At 35.1% G+C, this 21,015-nt stretch carries 17 protein-coding genes; 7 read left to right on the forward strand and 10 right to left on the reverse strand.

Going from position 1 to position 21,015, the window contains the following annotated elements; all coding sequences use genetic code 11:
- The first annotated feature begins 23 nt into the window (after positions 1 to 23).
- Entirely contained in the window at positions 24 to 656 is a 633-nt protein-coding gene (locus ACQV2X_RS03870) for a YkyA family protein (protein WP_428873392.1), read from the forward strand.
- Positions 657 to 675: 19 nt separating this feature from the next.
- Positions 676 to 2,031, forward strand: a complete 1,356-nt coding sequence (locus ACQV2X_RS03875) for a putative glycoside hydrolase (RefSeq protein WP_428873393.1) — start codon at positions 676 to 678, stop codon at positions 2,029 to 2,031.
- Positions 2,032 to 2,074: 43 nt separating this feature from the next.
- Here the strand turns inward: ACQV2X_RS03875 and ACQV2X_RS03880 are convergent, their stop codons facing one another.
- Positions 2,075 to 2,524, reverse strand: a complete 450-nt coding sequence (locus ACQV2X_RS03880; RefSeq protein ID WP_428873394.1) for a hypothetical protein — start codon at positions 2,522 to 2,524, stop codon at positions 2,075 to 2,077.
- A gap of 210 nt (positions 2,525 to 2,734) precedes the next feature.
- On the opposite strand from ACQV2X_RS03880, the gene ACQV2X_RS03885 reads away from it, so the two are divergent.
- Positions 2,735 to 3,040 carry an N-acetyltransferase family protein gene (locus ACQV2X_RS03885; RefSeq protein ID WP_428894257.1) on the forward strand — a complete coding sequence of 102 codons (306 nt, stop codon included), beginning with the start codon at positions 2,735 to 2,737 and terminating at the stop codon, positions 3,038 to 3,040.
- Between the two features lie 143 nt (positions 3,041 to 3,183).
- On the opposite strand, the gene ACQV2X_RS03890 is transcribed toward ACQV2X_RS03885, so the two are convergent.
- From ACQV2X_RS03890 to ACQV2X_RS03905, 4 genes are all read right to left on the reverse strand, one after another.
- Complete coding sequence (locus ACQV2X_RS03890) at positions 3,184 to 3,810, reverse strand: hypothetical protein (protein WP_428881777.1); 627 nt, start codon at positions 3,808 to 3,810, stop codon at positions 3,184 to 3,186.
- A gap of 24 nt (positions 3,811 to 3,834) precedes the next feature.
- Positions 3,835 to 4,191: a thiol reductase thioredoxin gene (locus ACQV2X_RS03895; RefSeq protein ID WP_428873397.1), complete on the reverse strand. Its 357-nt coding sequence runs from the start codon at positions 4,189 to 4,191 to the stop codon at positions 3,835 to 3,837.
- Positions 4,192 to 4,246: 55 nt separating this feature from the next.
- Complete coding sequence (locus ACQV2X_RS03900) at positions 4,247 to 5,911, reverse strand: LPXTG cell wall anchor domain-containing protein (RefSeq protein ID WP_428894258.1); 1,665 nt, start codon at positions 5,909 to 5,911, stop codon at positions 4,247 to 4,249.
- An 80-nt stretch (positions 5,912 to 5,991) separates the two neighbouring features.
- Positions 5,992 to 7,137: a CapA family protein gene (locus ACQV2X_RS03905; protein WP_428892639.1), complete on the reverse strand. Its 1,146-nt coding sequence runs from the start codon at positions 7,135 to 7,137 to the stop codon at positions 5,992 to 5,994.
- Positions 7,138 to 7,337: 200 nt separating this feature from the next.
- On the opposite strand from ACQV2X_RS03905, the gene ACQV2X_RS03910 reads away from it, so the two are divergent.
- Positions 7,338 to 8,507 (forward strand): helix-turn-helix domain-containing protein, encoded by a 1,170-nt coding sequence (locus ACQV2X_RS03910; protein WP_428873400.1) that lies wholly within the window; start codon positions 7,338 to 7,340, stop codon positions 8,505 to 8,507.
- 99 nt (positions 8,508 to 8,606) lie between these two features.
- A complete protein-coding gene (locus tag ACQV2X_RS03915) occupies positions 8,607 to 10,319 on the forward strand; it encodes an Rqc2 family fibronectin-binding protein (RefSeq protein ID WP_428894259.1) in 1,713 nt (570 codons plus the stop codon).
- A gap of 49 nt (positions 10,320 to 10,368) precedes the next feature.
- On the opposite strand, the gene ACQV2X_RS03920 is transcribed toward ACQV2X_RS03915, so the two are convergent.
- Entirely contained in the window at positions 10,369 to 11,298 is a 930-nt protein-coding gene (locus ACQV2X_RS03920; RefSeq protein ID WP_428873403.1) for a manganese-dependent inorganic pyrophosphatase, read from the reverse strand.
- Positions 11,299 to 11,924: 626 nt separating this feature from the next.
- Here ACQV2X_RS03920 and ACQV2X_RS03925 point away from each other — a divergent pair.
- Positions 11,925 to 12,200 (forward strand): hypothetical protein, encoded by a 276-nt coding sequence (locus ACQV2X_RS03925; protein ID WP_428875200.1) that lies wholly within the window; start codon positions 11,925 to 11,927, stop codon positions 12,198 to 12,200.
- 270 nt (positions 12,201 to 12,470) lie between these two features.
- Complete coding sequence (locus tag ACQV2X_RS03930) at positions 12,471 to 12,689, forward strand: hypothetical protein (RefSeq protein WP_428894260.1); 219 nt, start codon at positions 12,471 to 12,473, stop codon at positions 12,687 to 12,689.
- An 82-nt stretch (positions 12,690 to 12,771) separates the two neighbouring features.
- Here the strand turns inward: ACQV2X_RS03930 and pflA are convergent, their stop codons facing one another.
- The 4 genes from pflA to parE all read right to left on the reverse strand — a co-directional run bounded on the left by pflA (position 12,772) and on the right by parE (position 20,795).
- Positions 12,772 to 13,542, reverse strand: coding sequence for a pyruvate formate-lyase-activating protein (gene pflA, locus ACQV2X_RS03935; RefSeq protein ID WP_428891755.1), 771 nt, complete (start codon positions 13,540 to 13,542; stop codon positions 12,772 to 12,774).
- A gap of 87 nt (positions 13,543 to 13,629) precedes the next feature.
- Entirely contained in the window at positions 13,630 to 15,885 is a 2,256-nt protein-coding gene (gene pflB, locus ACQV2X_RS03940) for a formate C-acetyltransferase (protein ID WP_428873407.1), read from the reverse strand.
- Between the two features lie 282 nt (positions 15,886 to 16,167).
- Positions 16,168 to 18,642 (reverse strand): DNA topoisomerase IV subunit A, encoded by a 2,475-nt coding sequence (gene parC, locus ACQV2X_RS03945; protein ID WP_428876251.1) that lies wholly within the window; start codon positions 18,640 to 18,642, stop codon positions 16,168 to 16,170.
- Entirely contained in the window at positions 18,642 to 20,795 is a 2,154-nt protein-coding gene (gene parE / locus ACQV2X_RS03950) for a DNA topoisomerase IV subunit B (protein ID WP_428873409.1), read from the reverse strand. The genes parC and parE overlap by 1 nt, the downstream gene beginning before the upstream one ends.
- Between the last annotated feature and the right edge of the window lie 220 nt (positions 20,796 to 21,015).

Raw genomic sequence — 21,015 nt, forward strand, 5'->3', positions numbered from 1 at the left:
TAAATGAATGACAAGGAGAAACGATGAAAACAAAAAAAATATTAATCCTCCTAAGCCTATCTATTCTCATTATTGCTTGTGGAAACTCATTAGAAAGAGCTAAACGAACTGTTGGTCTCATCCAAGACAATGTTACTCTAATTATTGGAAATATTAGTGAAATTCAAAACCGTGAATTGGATCTTCAACAAGATTTTGAAGCGACCATTAATTTAAGTGAAGATTTATCCGGCTTTGGACAGAGTGATAATCCTCTTAACAAAAACATCGCAAAGCGCAAAGATTTATTAGCTGAAATGGAAGAAAGCCGTCAGCAATTACTTGAATTATGCCAAGAGCTTAAAGACATACCAGAAAACGATCAACTTCCCAAAGATCAAATAACAAAAGTTATTGAATATACGACCAATCTATGTGATAAAACAGATATCTATATTTCTAATTATCTTGAAAACATTGAAATAGAAGATCAGTCTTATCAATCTATCACTAGTGAAGAAATTGATCATGAGAGTTTCTTCGCTGTTTTTGATAATGTTAATCTTTTATATACGGAAAATAATATGAACTTAGATCAAATTCTCGAATACTTTGAACCTTTAAATACACTCTTAGTTAATTTAAAAGTCTACCTTGTTAATCTTACAGGCAAATAATTAGAAAGCGGTGATTTAAATGAATAAAAAACGCATTTTACAATTGACTTTACTTTCCTTTTTAATGCTTTTGCTAGTAGCATGTAAACCAAAAGTAGAAGATAAAAAAGAAGCCAAAAAAGTCCAACTTCCAGAAGTAGTCTTAGCCTATTCAGATGAAGAAGTAGTGGCATTCAACAACCGCATTAATCAAGGAGAAAATAATACTTATGAGGGCTTATCGCCTCACAATAATCCTATTCTTACCGCACCTGAGAAACTACCTTCTGTCCTCTTTTATGATTCAGGCATCGATATTACCTATCCTGAAGAAGGTGTTAAAGGCATTTATCTTGCTCCTTCTGTTTTTTCTGATCCTGAACGACTAAACTACCTATTAGATTATGTTGAAACCACCGCCTTAAATGCAGTGGTTATTGATTTTAAGGATGATGAGGGGGTTATTCAAACAAAATTAGAAACAGACAATCCTTTAGTTAATCAAAATTCTTATAACAATGTAGATATTAAAGAACTTTTGAAAGAATTAGAAAAACGTCAAATTTATCCAATCGCTCGCATTGTAACTTTCAAAGATCGACTAGTGGCTGAAGCCAAACCTGAATATTCCTTTAAAGATAGTGAAACAGGAGAAATTTGGCAGGATGGTAATGGTGCTAAATTTATTAATCCATTCCTTCCAGAAATTTGGGACTACAACATTACTATTGCTATCGAAGCTGCTAAATTAGGTTTTAAAGATATTCAATTTGACTATGTTCGTTTCCCTGAAGGTTTCCAAACTTTCTCAGATCAACTAGATTATAATATTGGTAACTATCAAACCTATGTAACCGATGACCCTGAAAAATTTGGACAAGAAAGGGTTTATGCCATTAATGATTTCTTAGAAGAAGCCAATGATAAATTAGCCCCATATGGCGCAGATGTTTCAGCTGATATCTTTGGATATACTGCAATTGCTGGGGACGCTCCTGATGTACGTGGAATCGGTCAAAATTTTGAACAAATTGCTGAAAGAGTCGATACGATTTCTTCTATGATCTACCCTTCTCACTGGGGTTTAGGATTTTTTGGTATACCGGCTCCTGACTTAGAACCTTATAACTTAGTTGATCAATATATGTATTCTGAAAACCTCATCCTAAAAAATATTACCAATGCGGCAAATAGTCGTCCATGGTTACAAGACTTTACTGACTGGAATCTGGCACCTGGTACCTATCAAGAATATGGACCTCTTCAAGTTCAACAACAAATTGTTGCTTTGGAAGAAAATGGAATTACTGAATTTCTTCTTTGGAATCCATCTGGTATCTTTAACGAAGGCGTAGATTACGCTCCTGAGTCTTCAGGTAATGAATACTATTACTAAACCATACAAAAAAGAAGCTGGATATTCAGCTTCTTTTATTTTATTATTTATCAACTTTTAGAGGACGTATCATGCGACCTTGCAGGTCGTATATGTAATCTTGAACTTTTTTACCGTCTCCCATAGCCTCGACTAAACGGTCGCGATAAGGCTCGGCTAATTCATCAAATAAAACTTGCTCATCTTCTAATAAATATTTCTTCCTTAAGGATTCAATTTCTCCTTGACTCCTTAATTTTACTTTCAATGAAGGAAGTTCCTCATCCATCTCCCTTTCAACAATACGATAATAATAATTATTATCCCCGTAAGTGATTTCTAAAGCTCCTGAATTGGTTCGTCTTTCCACAACATCTTTGTAATTATCTTTTTGTAATTCCCACCAAGCTTTTATCCCTCTGAGAGCTTCTGACTCTGTAGCGTAAGATCCATGTTCTTTCACAACATTATCACGACGATTCATCCAATAATTGGTATAAACTTTATGACTCATCTGATCATCCTTTCTAACTTAATTGACACTTTCATTATAACTATAAAGGTAAACGCTTTCAATGATTTTTGATTTTAAGCTCAAATATTTATTATAGAATATCAAAAGGAGGTGTCTTATGCCACTTATAAGCATCAAGGATGCTAGACCTTGTGATATTGACGATATTCAAACAATTTATAAGACTTTATTCAAAACAGTCAGCTAACTTTGGAAAGTCCTGTTCTTTCTAACCAAAAATTTGAAGAAAAAGTCACTCGCTATCAAGAAAGTCATGCCGTTCTTCTAATTCTTATGGATCAAGAGATAATTGGCTTCGCCTATGCCTACCCTTTTTCGCCTCGCAGAGCATATCAACATTCAGCAAATATTGCTATGTATTTATTAGCTGAGCATGATGAATGGACACTTAAAAATTTACTCTATCAAGAACTAGAAAGTCGATTAAAAGCCAAAGGAATCATCAACTTGCTTACATGTCTACCGATTCATCAACAAAATCAGATCGATTTTTAAAAACCTAAAGTTTTATAATCAGAGGAAATTTTCCTAAATTTGAACGCAAATTCGATCAAATTTGGGAATGGGTTTGGCTAAGTAAAGAATTATGATTTAAAAAGCTCGATAAGGACACTTAAATCCGTACCGAGCTTTTTGACTTAATATTTAGTAACTTTCTTTCCACGATAATCAAAGCGGTAATACCCTCGTTCTATTAATTGATCAGCGTATTTTTCCTCTAGATGCAAAATATAGATATTATCGTCCAATGTTGGATCGATAGTTAATTGATAATCTACAGCAGAGAAAAATTTATCTTCATCAATGAGACGTTGAATCATCACTTCAAAAGCGCGTTTTACAAATCGATCTTGAATTTCATTGTTTTTAAATTGAAAAATAGAATAAGTTTTAGCTGGTGGTAATTGAGTATAGGCTTGTTCAAAACTTTCACTGGATTCAATTTTTTCTATCGTTTCGATAGTTGTTGAGATTCTGATTTGATCAGATTCTTGAGATGAAGTAGAACTTTCTTCAACCGTTGTTTGACTAGTTTGGTCAGGCTTGGTCTTAGTGCTTGACTCAGTTATTTCTGTTGTTGAAAGTGCTAAGGAATCAGATGATTCCTTAGCAACTTGAGATTGTATTCCAAAACTTTGACCTGCTTCTTGAATAGAGTCACTTTTTAGCCGTAACAACATGGTAGCTGAGAATAGAATAATCATAATGAAAAACCAGACAATTGGGCTTTTAGGAGTTTTTACTTGTTTTTGTTTGTCTTGCAATGTTACTCTCCTCTGTTAACTAAGCTAGTATGCTCTAGCAAAATCAATAATCTCTTCTACTTTCATAGAAGAATCGCAAACTGTTTCTGTACGATTCGAATCAGCATAAACTAATCCAGGAACTGTGACAACGTTATATTTTTCACGGAACATTTGTGTTCCTTCTAGGTCATTTTGAGTTTGTGAATGTAAGAAATAAACATTTAAATCACTTGTAATCGCAGCTTCCGCTAACTTACTAACAAACAAACGGCAATATGGGCAAGTCTCACGACCTACAAAAATAAGATTCCCTTCTTTTGCTTCTATTAATTCAAAAGCTTCATGACTATCTATTTGCTTAAAGTGCTTAACTGCTTCATTAAAATCATTTATATCCATATAAAACGCCCCTTTCGATTAGGTTTATTATATCGAAAGTTTTTAAATAGTGAAACTAAAATAGATCCTCCTCATTGAAAAGATGATCTTGTATTCGCTTTTTATGCTGAAGCTGTTTAAAGTAGCGGTTAATTAATAAGGCGATTAAGCCAATTATCAATAGAGACCATGCGATATTGAGATAGAACTTTTGCTCACCAGTAGTTGGTAAAAGTTGTGATTTTTTATCATTTGATTGCGTCTTGTCTTTGATATTTTTATCTTTATCAGAGGGTTTAGCTAAATTACTGGCTTTTTTGCCTTTAGTCTTATTGGCTAGTTTGTCTTTTAAGAAGGCTAAATTATCCTGTTTATCCGTTTCATTTGCTATTTGCTTATCTTCTAGTTTGAGTAACCCTCTATCATTTAGGTTCTTTTTGACCTGATCTACTGGCTGATCATGCTTTACATCTTCTTTAGCCATATCTGCTGATTCATTATTAGGCGTTTGAGTTTGAAGTAAGTCTTTTGCCTGATATTCTAATAAATAGCCCGAATCAGCCCCTAAATTAGCTGACCAAGTCTGATTATTCTCATTATATAAAACTAATTTCATTTGATAACGGTCATGAAGTGTTTTAATTTGTTGGATGTTTTCATCACTAATTAATTGATGCTGGTTAAGATAATTTGCAAGATAATGCTTAAGATTTTCAAATAATTCACTATTAATTAGATAAAAGTAATGTAATTGGCTTTCTTTTAGATTTAATAAATTACTATAAACAGTGTGATAAACTTCAGCCTTATTATTTATATAATAATTATTCAAGGCTTGGTAAGCCATCACTTCGATATCAAATAAGCTCAATTCTTTTGCATATTGGTAAGAGGTAAAAGTAAAATCATCTAATACAATCACTTCCTTGTCAGTAAGCTTATTATTTAGTTCTTCAACAGTCATCTTTTTATTAAAAAGATCATAAATTTGTTGAAAAGTAACTTTAGCATAGGCTTTGGGGACAATCTTTTGTAAATAATTATCGATTGAGACGATTAAAGTCGCTAGATCAGAAGCGTCTAATTGCATATTTTCTTGATTGATAAGGTAAGCATTTGTTGAATAAGGATAAAGCTGGCATTGACTAAGTTGGGCCATTGTTTCCTTACTACTTTGAATTTGATCCCCTAAAGTTTCGTTATCATAGAGTAATTGTTGGTATTCTGCTTCTAATTCGGCTTGTTCACTAATATATTGATCCAAAATTTGATTCAACTCTTCAATGTAAGCTTGCCATTCTATAACTGTTTCATCTTGACTGATTAAGGCTAATTGCTCTTGAGCAGATAGGGAAACAAAATCTTGCTGCTCAATTGATAAATTTTGGTAAAGAGTTTCAATGACCTCTTCCAATGCAAGATTTGCCTCGTTCAAGGAATTGCTAGGCCCTTCTTGAATAGAAATAATTTCTTGGTTCAAAATTTGATAGCGTTCATTAATGGCTGTCATGCGCACTTGATTGGCTTCAAATTGATTTTGTAACTCTTTATCTGAGATTATTTCTTGACTATTTGAAGAAGTCAGTGGTGTCTCTCTTAAAAGTATTTGACAAGCTTCTAAAGATACCATATTTTTATCGGTTTGGCTTTTGAGATAAGTCATTTCACCTTTTTGAGCATGAACATTCGGTAAACTAAAACTTTGAGTAAAGAGCATTAAAACAACTATTATCCTTTTCATAATTCACCCAATCCTCTATTTTGTAAGTAACTAGTTGTAAATACAGAATAGAGAGTAAAAAGATGCTATCCTTTATAGAGTTAATCTAAATAAGGTACAAAATCAAGGTCTTTTTCATAGTTAGTGAATCGTTGCTCTACTTCTTCATATAAACGATCACCGTTCCACAGACCAAAGTCTTGAGCCTTTGCTAATGGAATTACTTGATAAAAAGACCATTCTGGATAGCCAACATTATAAGTTGGCATCAATCGCATAGAATCTAAAGTAACTTTTCCATCAACATCCATCTTAAAGGTATACTCTCCAATTCCACCGACTTTTTCATATGCTCTTACTTGGCCAGACAAAAAATTACCATGAGAATACCAAGCACCTTGATGATCGTTAAAACGTTTCATAGGTTGCATAATGTGAGAATGTCCTCCTAGAACAAAGTTTGCTCCTGCATCAATAGCCAATTGAGTTAATCTAATTTGAGAATCAACTGGTAAAAAAGCATCTTCGCCAAATTGATAAATAACGATAGCTACATCACATTGTCTTTTTAAATGTTGAATTTCTAATGGGATAAGTTCTTCATCAATCAGAGTCACTAAGTATCTTTCATCTTGAGGAATTGGGTTACCATTCGTACCATAAGTATAATTTAAAAATCCTACTCGAATGCCATTTTTTTCAATGATCCGTAGACGGTTGTAATCGTCCCAAGATGAATAGGATCCGACATATTCCATTTTCTTATTTTTAAGAATTTCTAATGAAAGATGCGCCCCCTTAGCTCCGAAATCCATGGTATGGTTAGTGGCGGTTGAAACAATATTTACATCCATCGCTAATAGACTATCGACAATTTGATCTGGAACATTGAAGAAAGGATAAGATGATACTCCCATTTGATTTCCGGCCACCAAGGTCTCCATATTGGCTGTCGTGATATCAGCATTAGCGACATATTTTGCCACTTCTTTAAACATTGGATCAAATTGATAACTCGTTGAACCAGTTTGGGCACTCCAATAAACACTATCATGTAATAAAATATCGCCAATTGATCGAATGGTTACATATTTTACTTTAGTATCTTCTTTGACTGCTTGAGTTTCTTCAGCCCTAACCTCTTCTTCTGCATAAACTCTCGTAAAAAATGGCTTAGAAATAAAGAGAATCATCCCAAAGAAGTTAATAGCGAACACATACTTCAAAATTCGATTTATTCTTTTCATCACATTACCTACTTTATCTTAAATTTTAAATATATTATAACAAACAAAACCTTCTTACTCTAGCTTCATTGAATTAAAAGAACTTATTTAAATATAAGTTAATTTAGATAATTTTTAGAACAATTTTAACTTCTAAAGATTAATAGTGCTTTTATCCTAATTAAGATATAATAGACATAAGAAGCAGAAAGGAGTTTACCATGTATAAGCAATCGACCAAGAACGCCACTTCGAAATATTTTACCTCCGTCAAGACTAACCACCAACAAATTAAACCCTTTAATCGTTTAGTAACCATTAAAAGGGATCGATCACAAGCTCTACTACGTTTTAATAAGCCAGTTATCCTAACTGAACATAAAGGATTAGCTCTATTAGTGATGACGGATACTCCAGATAAAAAAGAATCCTTTCAATTTTTTATCTTACAAAATGCGGTTCAGCTTAATGCGGGTGTATACTTTAATACACTCTCTCTAACTGCAGAATGTAAACTTTATTTGGAACCCAGCCAAAATGAAGAACCACAAATTATTACTTTAAAAGAAGCTATAAAGGTAGAAAAAGAAATAAAACGCCTTAAAATTGAAAATGTCTTCGGTCTTGATTACCAAGTCTACTCAAGCGGTGAACGGATACTCAACCATCCACAAAATTACTATGAGTTAATTATCGTCGATCAAGGACAAGCTTCGATAGAAGTAAGCTATAATAAGCAGATTCTTTTATCAAAAAATTCCGCCTGGTTAATTTTTCCAGGACAAAAAAATCAAATTGCCTTTAAAGAAGAAGGGATGACTACACTGATTTCCATTTTATTTTCTGGTCAAGGCTTAGCCGAATCGATCGCTCAAAGGCCAATTCATCTTGGTCATCGTCAAATTCAACTTGTAAGTCGCTTGGTCAATTTAGCGGCTATTTCTGAGGATAAATGTCCTTTCTATTATGATGAAATGGTCACAAGTCTCCAATTAATACTTACGCAAATTCACAACGGTGAGAATAAAACAGAAACTGAAAGGTCTACCTCCATGCGAGAAAATTATGAAAATGACTTGTTCCAATCAATCATTGATTTTCTCCAAGAGAATGTCGGTCAGCTTCATCAAGTAAATGATCTGGTAGAAGTCTTCAATATTTCTCGCTCCAGCCTCCAAAGCTTATTTAATAAATATACAGGACAAACCCCTAAACAATACATTAACAGCTTACGTTTAAAACAAAGTAAGCTATTAATTCATGAATCTAAAATGACTCTTTCTGAAATCGCTAATGAATTAGGATATGGTTCCATCCAATATTTTTCAAGAGCTTTTTCGAAAGAATTTGGTATTAGTCCTTCTAACTATGCCAAATCAATAGTGAAATAATTCATTTCTATGTAAAGAAATCACTTCAATAGGCCCTTACTAGCTTAAAGGGCCTATTTGTTTTATAATAAATAACAGACATTTTTGAGGAGTGAGACGATGACATTTGACGGATTTTTTACACGAGCTTTAGTAGAAGAGTTACGATCACAATTAAAAGCAGGACGTGTACATAAAATTTACCAACCCTTTGAACAAGAATTACAAATAGTTATACGTGCTAACCGAACCAATCATCGCCTAGCCGCCACGGTTCACCCGAATTATTTTTCTTTATACTTAACTCAAGAGAAATCAGCCAATCCACAACAGGCCCCTATGTTTTGCATGTTATTAAGAAAATACTTGGAATCTGCCTTCATTATTGATATCAAGCAATATGAGAACGATCGGATTATTGATTTCTATTTTACCGGTCGTGATGAAATAGGTGTTGACCAAGAATACCTGCTAACCTTTGAATTGATGGGGCGACACTCAAATATCCTTCTAGTCGACCAGAATAAACAAACCATTATTGATTGTATTAAGCATGTTCCAGATAGTCAAAACGCTTATCGTTCACTCACTCCAGGAGCAGAATTCAAGCGACCTCCCCGCAACAGACAACAAGTAAACTTATTTGAATTGAATGATTCTCAATTGTTTGAATTTAGTCATCAGAATGAAGCGATTCTAAGAGAAGGGAGAGCCTTCCAATGCGTACAAGGAATGGGAAAACTTCTTGCACAAGAGATTGCTTTTTGGATGTCTGATGAAGGTGGGAATCTATCTAGTTTGGCCAGTTTAGAAAGAGTTAAATCAGCCATTGAATTCCCCTCTCCTACTCTTTATCAAACGGAAAAAAATGTTTATTTCTATGCTTTTAAATTGGCAAATTTACCAGGAACAGAAGTGGCCTTCGATTCTCTTTCCGAATTAATTTATGCATATTCTCACCAAAAGGTTCATTTAGATAGGGTCAAGCAATTATCGGGTAATATTATTCATAAATTAAAGCAAGTGATTGATAAAAATCAAAAAAAATTGAAAAAACTTTCAATTGACCGACATGTTGCAGCAAGTGCTGATGACTATCGCATTAAAGGTGAACTTTTAAATGCCTTTGCCTATCAAATTAATGATAAGGAATACCAGGTGACCTTGGCTAATTTTTATAATAATGACGAGCCAATGGATATCCAATTAAATCCTCGATTAAATGCTGTTGAAAATGCTCAAGTTTACTTTAAAAAGTATCAAAAATATCGGGATGCTCTCAAATATATTAATCGTGAAGAAAGCTTAACCCGCGCTGAGATTGATTATTTAGAAGGTATTTTAGTCCAACTTAAGCAAGCTGATCTTGAAGATGTTGAATCGATTAAGCAAGAATTAATTAATGAAGGCTATGTGGGACAGAAGCCTTCTTCAAGTAAAAAGCGAGCAAAAAACCAATCTAAACCCCGTCGCTTTAAATCTAGTGATGGTGTCATGATTTATGTCGGTAGAAACAATCAACAAAATGACGACTTATCCCTCAAAAAAGCATCTAAAAACCATTGGTGGCTTCATGCAAAGGACATCCCTGGTGCCCACGTTATTATCGAAAGTGATAAACCTAGTGAAGAAACCTTTGTAGAAGCTGCTCAATTAGCGGCCTATTATTCTAAATTTTCACAATCTGCTAATGTGCCTGTTGATTACGTCCAAGTTAAACATTTAAAGAAACCTAACGGTTCTAAACCTGGCTTCGTTATTTATGAAGGCCAAAAAACACTTTATGTGACACCTCAGGCATCTGTTATTAAACGTCTTTCATTAAAAGAATAATGAATTCCAGCCCCCAACTTTAATATAAAGTTGAGGGCTGGAATTCATTTTATTTGTTAAATGCTGCTGTTAATGGAGGAACCACTTGTTTCTTACGTGAAACTACTCCTGGTAAATCAAATTGATGATCTTCAACTTTAGTATTGAAAGCTGCCTCTACAACACTAATATCCGCCCCTACCACCAAACCAATAGAATCGGATTCTAAGACATCCGTAATCACTAGCACATAGAGTTTAAGATTCATTTCTTTTCGCTTATCTTCCATTACTTTTAAAAGATTTTCTTTACGACTTAAAATCTCGTCAAAGCCGATAATGTTTGTCTGACCAATACGAATATTTTGATCGTTCATGACAAAGTTTTTAGCATCCCCATCAACAATTTCCTCATCCGATTGCTTACTAAGATCAGCTCCAGCCTTTAAAAATTCTAAACCATATGATTGAATATCAACTTGGGCTATTTCAGCCAATTTTTCAGCGATTTCCTTGTCTTTTTCGGTTGTTGTTGGAGATTTAAATAACAAGGTATCTGAAATAATAGCAGATAACATCATGCCGGCAATATCTGCTGGAATTTCATAGCCATATTCTTGAAACATCTTATAAAGAATACTGGCGGTTGACCCTAAGGGCTCCGCACGGTAATAAAGAGGCTGAGCTGTATTAAAGCCTGAAATGCGGTGGTGGTCAATGACGTAATCAATTTGAACTTGATCAATATCGTCTATTGATTGTTGTGGCTCATTGTGGTCCACTAGAGCAACTTGGCTCACTTCATTAGCAGCTGTATTAATAATTCTTGGTGGTTGGATACCAAATTTTTCTAAAGCAAAAGCTGGCTCACTTGATATTTCACCCAGTGCGACTGCTTCTGCTTGGTGTCCTTCTTGCTTTAAGAAATAGGCAAAAGCGATGGCTGAAGCAATAGTATCTGTATCTGGCTTTTTATGCCCAAAAACTAAGTATTTTGTCATATTTATCCTCCTAAATTAAATTACAGTCTAAGTTTATCACTTTTTAATAAATTTTTGAATCCTTATTGACATAGGATAATTAAAGTAAGTTTTTAAAAAGATAAAAATAATAAATATTTTCAAAAATTTTTACAGGATTATTTAGTTAGATTATAGGCTTTTGCTTTAATATAGATTAGCTATATTGATAATACAATTTAATATTATGTTTTTCTACTTATGGTAGAATTATAAAAGAAATAATAAAGGCATGATTGTGTGGATGCGTTTTAACTAGAACTAATGGTCTTATTTTCATTGTTTTATCCATAATCGCAGTTGCGTTATTCTTGCAAAGATACAAAGTTTTTAAATCGTTAGGACCGGTCCTGACTGTTGTTGTAATTGGAATTATTTTTTCTAATACAGGAGTCGTGCCTATCAGTCATAAAGTGTATAGTGCTATAAGTTCACTTCTAGTTCCCATCAGTATTATTATTTGCATGCTAAGTATGGATTTAGTTGAGTTGAAAAAGTAAAAATCCGGTGATTGCTTTAAGTTCAGGTATTTTATCACTTATGGTGATTGCAACTATCTTAGCCTTCATTTTTCCCCTTATATGGATGAAGGATAAAAGATCGCTGGGATGTTTGTTGCGACCTACACTGGTGGTACTCCTAACTTAACGACTATTGCAACAGTTTTAGATGCTAGTCATCAAACCATTGCGGCTGCTAACGCGTCAGATTACGTTATTGCTACCCCTTTAACAAACTTTATGCTCGCCGCGCCAGCTATGCTTAAAGCTTCAAAAGCTTGGGAAAAGTTTTGGCCTTATCATTTAAGTGAAGAAGAACCTTCAACTAGTGACACGAAAGCATTGATGTCAGATAAAGAGTGGTCCATTAGAGAAACTACTTAGCTATTAACCATTGGTTTTGGTATAAATATTTTGACTACAGCATTTTCAAAAGCTTACATGCCGGAGACTATTTGGAAGGCTGTTCGTTTAATCTTGTTAACGACCGTTTTATCGGTCTAGCTCAATAATAAACTATGTGCTAATTTAGATTTAGGACTCTTCTTATCCTTAATGTTTTTTCAACTATTAGTTTTGCAGTTGACTGGCAGCAATTTGTAGGTTCTACCTTAACCATGACACTTTATGTTTTTTCGAATGTTAGTTGGAGGTTTGACTTTACACTTGTTGATCTGTCGTCTATTTAAGATAGAATATGGATACATGATTCTTTCAATTGTTGGTTGTATCGTCGGTGGTCCAACAGCTTCTCTAACAGCAGCAGCAGCTAATTGGAAGTCTCTTATTGATAGTGGTTTAATTTTAGGAGTTTTAGCAGGAGCTGTAGGTATTGCTGTCGCTTATTTTACAAAATTCTTAGTTGGCGGTTAATTGATCTTATTACTAATTAGAAAAAATTGCTAAAAAAATTCTGTAGCCACCCATTAAATTTGAATGGTTACAGATTTTTTTATTATGATTTTAGGTAGCCGGTATATTCTGCACAGCGCAGTATACGGTTGGCATTTTCGACTCTTTCTTTAGTTGGAGGTTCTACACCTTCTAATTTGTATCGATAGCCTAATGCAGTGTATTTATAAACACCCATCATATGGTAAGGTAAAACTTCAAACTTTAAGACGTTATTTAAACTGGCTACATAATCGGATAAACGGTATAAATATTCATCAAAATCCGTTCTTGTTGGAACCAATACATGACGGATCCAGACGGCTTTATTAATATCTGATAAATAGCGTGACATTTCAAGAATATTATCATTTGGATGGCCGGTTAGTTTAATATGGCCTTGACGATCGATATGTTTTATATCAAACAAAAGCAGATCCGTATACATCATCAGTTCTTGAAATTTACTAAAAAAAGGCTCTTCATAAGTGAAAGGCTGGCCACAAGTATCTATGGTTGTATGTACTCCATTGGCCTTACATATTTTGAAATATTCGATTAAAAAATCCATCTGTAATAAGGGTTCCCCACCTGATACAGTGACTCCCCCTTCATTTCCCCAGAAAGCACGATACTGAATGGCTTCATTAAATAAGTCTTGTGGGCTGTATTCCTTGCCACCCGTCATCTTCCAAGTATCTGGGTTATGGCAAAATTCACATCGCATTCGACAACCTTGCATAAAAGATATAAAGCGAATACCCGGTCCATCAACTGAACCAAAACTTTCTGTGGAGTGAACATAGCCTTTAATTACTTGTGCTACTTCTGACATTTCAATTCCTCCATCTAACTTTTAGAAAAAGGAACTGAAATAAAATTCAGTCCCTTTTTCTGAAGTTTTTAATTAATTGTTTAAAGTTTACATTGAAGCGTGCATTGTACGGTTAATAACGTCTAATTGTTGTTCGCGTGTTAGCTTGATAAAGTTTACAGCATAACCTGATACACGGATTGTTAATTGTGGATACTCTTCAGGATGTTCCATCGCATCTAATAAGGTGTCACGGTTAAAGACGTTGACATTTAAGTGATGTCCACCACTTGTCGAGTAACCATCTAACATATTAGCTAGGTTAGCTTTTTGAGTGGCTTCTTCTTTACCAAGCGCTTTAGGAATAATTGAGAAGGTATTGGAAATACCATCTAAAGCGTACTCATAAGGTACTTTAGCCACAGAAAGTAAAGAAGCTAAAGCACCATGGGTATCGCGACCATGCATTGGGTTAGCCCCTGGTGCAAATGGTTCTCCTGCACGACGTCCGTCCGGTGTATTACCAGTTTTCTTTCCATAAACAACGTTTGAAGTAATAGTTAAAATTGAAGTTGTTTGTAATGAATCACGGTAAGTTTTATGTTTACGAACTTTTGTCATAAAGTTCTTCAATAATTCTACAGCAATTTGATCCGCACGATCATCATTATTTCCATATTTAGGAAAATCTCCATCAATTTCGTAGTCAATCACTAAACCATTTTCATCACGAATTGTTTTAACTTTAGCATACTTAATTGCAGATAGAGAATCTACTGCAACTGAGAAGCCTGCAATACCAGTTGCCATTGTACGAAGAACTTTTGTATCGTGTAAAGCCATTTCTAATGATTCGTAAGAATACTTATCATGCATATAGTGGATGATATTTAAAGTATTTACATATAACTCAACAATCCATTCCATCATATCATCATATTTAGCCAAAACTTCATCGTAATCTAAATATTCAGATGTAATTGGCGCATATTGAGGGCCAACTTGCGCTTTAGATTTTTCATCTACCCCACCATTAATGGCATAAAGTAATGTCTTAGCAAGGTTAGCACGCGCTCCAAAGAATTGCATTTGTTTACCTACACGCATAGCAGACACACAACACGCGATCGCATAATCATCACCATATTCTGGACGCATGATCTCATCGTTTTCATACTGAATAGCAGAAGATATAATCGACATTTTAGCTGCATATTCTTTAAAGGCTTGAGGTAATGATGGTGACCAAAGAATTGTTAGGTTTGGTTCCGGAGCCGGACCTAAGTTTGTTAAGGTATGTAAGAAACGGAAAGAGTTCTTAGTAACAAGTGGGCGTCCATCTAAACCTATACCAGCGATTGATTCGGTTACCCAAGTTGGGTCACCAGAGAATAATTCATTGTATTCTGGTGTACGTGCAAATTTAACCAAACGTAATTTCATCACGAAATGATCAACTAACTCTTGTGCTTCGACTTCAGTCAATGTGCCCTTAGCTAGGTCACGTTCGATATAAATATCTAAGAAAGTAGAAGTACGTCCTAATGACATAGCCGCTCCATTTTGTTGCTTAACGGCAGCTAAATAGCCTAAGTATAACCATTGGAAAGCTTCTTTTGCATTCTCAGCTGGACGTGAAATATCAAAGCCATAAATTTCGCCTAATTCTTTTAATTCTTGTAAAGCACGGTATTGTTCAGTAACTTCTTCACGTAATTGAATCACATCGTTATCCATTGTACCATTTCCGATGTTAGCAAAATCTTTTTGCTTTTCTTCCATCAAACGCTCTACCCCGTATAAGGCTACACGACGGTAGTCACCAATAATACGACCACGGCCATATGCATCAGGAAGACCGGTAATAACACCAGAGCGGCGAGCAGCGCGCATTTCTGGGGTATAGACATCAAAAACACCTTGGTTATGAGTTTTACGATATTGTGTAAAGATATGTTCTGTTTCTGGATCTAACTCATAGCCATAAGCTTCTAAGGAATTCTTAGACATACGAATTCCACCGTAAGGTTGTAAGCTACGTTTAAAAGGAGCATCTGTTTGGAAACCAACGACTGCTTCTTTGTCTTTATCTAAATAACCTGCTTGATGAGAAGTGATAGAAGAAACTACTTTAGTATCCATATCAAGAACGCCACCTGCTTCCCGTTCTTTTTTATTAAGGTCCATCACTTGGTCCCAAAGATCTTTTGTATTTTGTGTAGCATCTGCTAGGAAACTTTCATCCCCTTCATATAAGGCATAGTTTTCTTGAATAAAATCACGAACATCGATTTCTTTTTGCCATTTGCTTCCTTGAAAGCCATCCCATGCTTTATTTAATTCGGTTTTATTTGCAATTTCCATTTTAATTCTCCTTTTTTAAAATGATCCGACAATTTCTACACCCATAATATAACACAAGAAAAGTTCAATGTAAACAGTTATTGTGAATTATATAATTAGTGTTAAGCTTTACATATCAGTGTTTTGTTAGAAAAAACAAAATAATAGAGTGTATTCTGTGCTCATTGTAGCAATAAGATTATAACAGTTGTTTGCTTTCTGTTTTTTTTTAGTACACAGAGTTTTAGTTGTTGATTTTGCAAATAAAAAACAAGCATCTGGTTCAGATACTTGTTTTTTATCTTATTCTTCATCTAACATTTTCAAGCGTGCAGGATGGATGTCTATCACCTTACCTAGTTGATCAAGCTCAACAATCTGACTGCCATTATTCTGGCGTTTACTAATATTGATATCAAAAGCCATCATCTCTAATGATTTACCGGTATCCCCTTGAATAATAATCGGTATATTCCCTTTTTGTAAGGCTAAAGCTTTTAAAATCCGATGGGGGTTTGATTTTATTTCTTTTAGAATGAGCGTTCCAACACTGGCGCGATTAGCACTAGCCAGTTCTTCACTATCCATTCGTTTAAGATTTCCTCGATTGGTTAATAAGAAGACTTGTGGTCTTGAAGCTGCTTGATCGATTAAGAGCATCGATACAAGATAATCATCCTTTTTCAGTTTCATACCTACGACCCCTTGTGCTTTTAGTCCTTGAATTGAAACTTGTTCTAAATCAAACCGTAAACCGTAGGAGCGGTGGGTCATACTGGCGATTTGATAGTTCTTGTCTGCTTTAGCTAATCGAGCTGCTACTAATTGATCGTGGTCATCTTGCAATTTAATTGCAGTCATTGTCCGAGTTTTATAGGATCGATAAGTTGAGAATTCTGATAAGAGGGTTTGTTTAATGCGACCTGCTTGTGTCATCATGACAATTCGGTCTTCACTCGGATTATCCGAAGCTTTTTGCGCAAACACCGCAATGATGGACTCCTCTTTATCTAATTGATATTGCTGAGACCAATGTAAACCCAGATCTTTCCAACGAATGTCTGGTAATTCGTGAACAGGTAAATGAATATAATTACCTTTAGATGTGATAATCACAATCGCATCATGAGTCGAGAGTTCTTGAACAAATAATGGATAGTCTAAATCTCTAGATCCTAAATCAGTGGAATCGGAAGCCGTAAATGACCTAACCGAAGTACGTTTCAAGTATCCTTCCTTAGTCACAGACACATAGACTTGCTCTTGTGGGATTAAAAGAGTCTTTTCCAAGGTAATTTCTTCCACTTCCTCTTCTAATTGACTCATTCTCAAACTATTAAACTTTTTCTTAATTTCCTTTAATTCCTTAACCAAAACCTTGTCTAAAGTACTGGCATTAGAAAGGATATTCTCGTACATATGGATTCTTTCGTTAAGTTCAAATTTTTCTTGTTGTAGGCCAACAATATCCGTATTAGTTAAACGGTATAACTGTAAGGAAACAATTGCTTCAGCCTGTGCCATTGAAAAATTATATTGTTGATGTAAATTATCTTTAGCATTGGCCTTGTTTTCAGATTGGCGAATAGTGGTAATTACTTCATCTAAAATAGAAATAACTCGGATTAAGCCATCAACAATATGAAGACGGTCTTGATCTTTCTTAAGAAGAAATTGAGTTCTTCGACGAATAATGTCTTTTTGATGGTCAAGGTAAGCTTGTAACATTTTTTCTAAGGAACAAAGGACTGGTCGACGATCGTGAATGGCTATCATATTGAAGTGATAATTTACTTGTAAATCGGTGTTTTTATAGAGGTAAGCAAGAATTGGTTCGACCTCTACATCTCTTTTTAGTTCAATGACTAATGAAACACCATTAATATCTGAATCATCGCGAACATCAGCAATCCCTTCTAGCTTTTTAGAAAGACGTATTTCATCTAATTTTTGAATAAGTTTGCCTTTATTAACGTCATAGGGTACTTCACTCACAACAATTTGAGACTTACCACCCTTTAATTTTTCAACTTCTAATTTAGATCGAATAACAACTTTACCTTGACCCGTTTGATAGGCTTCTTTAATGCCCGCCTTACCTTGGATAATACCACCCGTTGGAAAATCTGGTCCTGGTAAATACTTCATTAACTGGTCAACACTGATTTTATCGGGATGCTTAATCATATAAATTAAAGCGTCAATGACTTCCCCTAAGTTGTGTGGAGGAATATCGGTTGCATAACCTGCTGAAATACCGGTTGCGCCATTCACTAGTAGATTAGGAAAGCGAGCGGGTAAAACACGAGGTTCTTCAATGGTATCATCAAAGTTCAGAATCCAATCGACTGTTTGAGAATGGATATCTCTTAAGAGTTCCATGGCGATACTTGAAAGCCTAGCTTCTGTATAACGCATTGCCGCAGCTGGGTCGCCATCCATGGAACCATTATTACCGTGCATGTCGATCAAAGGTTGGCGGTTTTTCCAACTTTGAGACATACGAACCATGGCCTCATAAACCGATGAATCTCCATGTGGATGATAATTACCGATCACATTCCCCACTGTTTTGGCTGATTTGCGATAAGCTTTTTCAGCAGTATTTCCTTCGGCAAACATAGCATATAAAATACGTCTTTGAACGGGTTTTAAACCATCGCGAATATCGGGTAACGCTCTATCTTGAATGATATACTTGGAATAGCGACCAAATCGATCACCGATAACCGATGAAAAATTTAATTCTTGGACTCCTTTATTTTCTAGTTCAGTCATTATAAATCACCTCCAAATAAATCAATTTGTCCATTTTCATCCACTAAATCCTTACTTGGATTTTCATTAAGGTCAGTAGACGGCTCTTTTTTTGATAGCGTATTTTGTGTTTTCGCAGATGCTTTTGAAGCTGGGTTTTTAGCCACTAACAAGGCTTCCTTGTCTTCTTGTGCTAGAGAGTGGTTGGTTTGGGTGTTTTCTTTTAATAGAGAATCTTCTTCATCCATGGTAAATTGAACATTTTTTTCAATCCATTTACGGCGAGGATCTACTTTACTACCCATTAAAGTCGATAAACGCTTTTCGGATAACGAATCATCATCAAGAGTTACTCTTATCAATAAGCGTGAGGAAGGATTCATAGTCGTATGCCATAATTGATCCGCATTCATCTCTCCGAGCCCCTTATAACGTTGTAAGATGTAGCCTGGTCCCACTGCTTTAATTTTTGCTTGTAGTTCTTCATCTGTCCAAGCGTATTCGATTCTTTCATTCTTACCTTTTCCCTTTGATACCTTATATAGAGGCGGCATGGCCAAATAGACCTTGCCTGCTTCAATCAATGGCTTCATATAGCGGTAGAAGAAAGTTAAAAGCAGTACTTGAATGTGAGCACCATCCGTATCCGCATCCGTCATAATGACCACTTTATCATAGTTAGCAGCTTTAATATCAAAATCAGCCCCTACCCCTGCACCAATTGTGTAGATGAGGGTATTAATTTCTTCATTTTTCATAATATCGCTTAAAGATGCTTTTTCAGTGTTGATGACCTTACCTCTTAAAGGCAATATGGCTTGAAATTTACGATCACGCCCTAATTTAGCTGAGCCACCGGCCGAATCTCCCTCCACGATATAAAGTTCATTCTTTGAAGCATCTTTTGACTGGGCCTTAGTAAGCTTACCTGAAATTAAGCGTTCTTGTTGTTTATTAGAGTTAGAAGAACGTGAAGCCTCACGCGCTTTGCGAGCAGCTTCTCGTGTTTGTCTAGCCTTTAAAGCTTTTCTTAAAATAGTTTGCGCCCAATTACCGTTTTCTGCTAAATAATAACCTAAGTGCTCTGTTACAAAAGATTCAACAATGGTACGTGCCTTTGGACTTCCTAATTTGTCCTTCGTCTGTCCTTCAAATTGTAGATATTGCTCAGGAATACGAACCGATACAATGGCTGCCAGTCCTTCCCGGATATCGGACCCTTCTAAATTTTTATCCTTTTCTTTAATCAAACTCATTTTACGACCGTAGTCATTAAATACCTTGGTAATAGCTGTCTTCATGGCCGTTTCATGCGTGCCACCACCATTGGTACGAACATTATTAGCAAAAGAAAGAATGGTTTCTGAATAACCATCATTATACTGCATGGCAAAATCAATCTCAAAATCTTCTGATTGGCTTGAAAAAGCCACCACATTTCCCATGACTTCTTTATCTTCATTAAGATATTGAATAAAATCTTGTAAACCATCTTCATAATGAAAAGTCTCTGAAATGTCTTTTCTTTGATCATGAATTTCAATGGTAATTCCTTTTAAAAGGAAGGCTGACTCTCTCAGCCTTTCGGAAATGGTTTCATAGTTAATGGCAGAAGATCCAAATATTTTTTCATCCGGCATAAAATGAACACTTGTACCAGTGTCTGATTGATTATTGTGCTTAGTCTTTTTTAAAGAGCTGGCAGGACGTCCGCCCTCTTCAAACCGCATATGGTATTGGTATCCCTCTCGAATAACCGTCACTTCCAACCATGAAGATAAAGCATTTACGACCGAGGCTCCTACTCCATGAAGCCCTCCAGCGGATTTATATCCACCTTGGCCAAACTTCCCACCAGCATGTAATACAGTGAAAATAACTTGAACCGTAGGAACCCCTGAAGCATGCCTACCAATCGGCATGCCCCGGCCATTATCAGTAATGCGAATCGAGCCATCTGCTTCTAAAGACACAACAATTCGATTTGCAAAACCTGATAGAGCTTCATCTACAGAATTATCAACAATTTCATAAATAAGATGGTGAAGGCCCTTTTGATCAGTCGATCCGATATACATACCCGGTCTTTTTCTTACGGCTTCTAGACCTTCTAATATCTGAATGGCATCATCATTATAATTGCTTAAATTCACTTTAGAATTTTTGTTTGCCATTTTCTCACCCTTTTAATGTTATTTAATAAGAAATAGTCATGCGTTTTTTGAATAATCTTTTAACGATAGTATCTATTCAGTATAAAGGCTCTATTTCCCAACTCTATTATCATAGCAGAATAAATCCTGCTTTGACACTTTTGATTTACTTAAAGTTGTTTTGATGCCTAAAAGTCAAAAATATTGCATTTTTATAATTAAGAAATTCGCTTGGTGAAAA

Origin of the sequence: Facklamia sp. P12945, from assembly GCF_050409485.1 — a bacterium.
Taxonomy (GTDB): domain Bacteria; phylum Bacillota; class Bacilli; order Lactobacillales; family Aerococcaceae; genus Facklamia.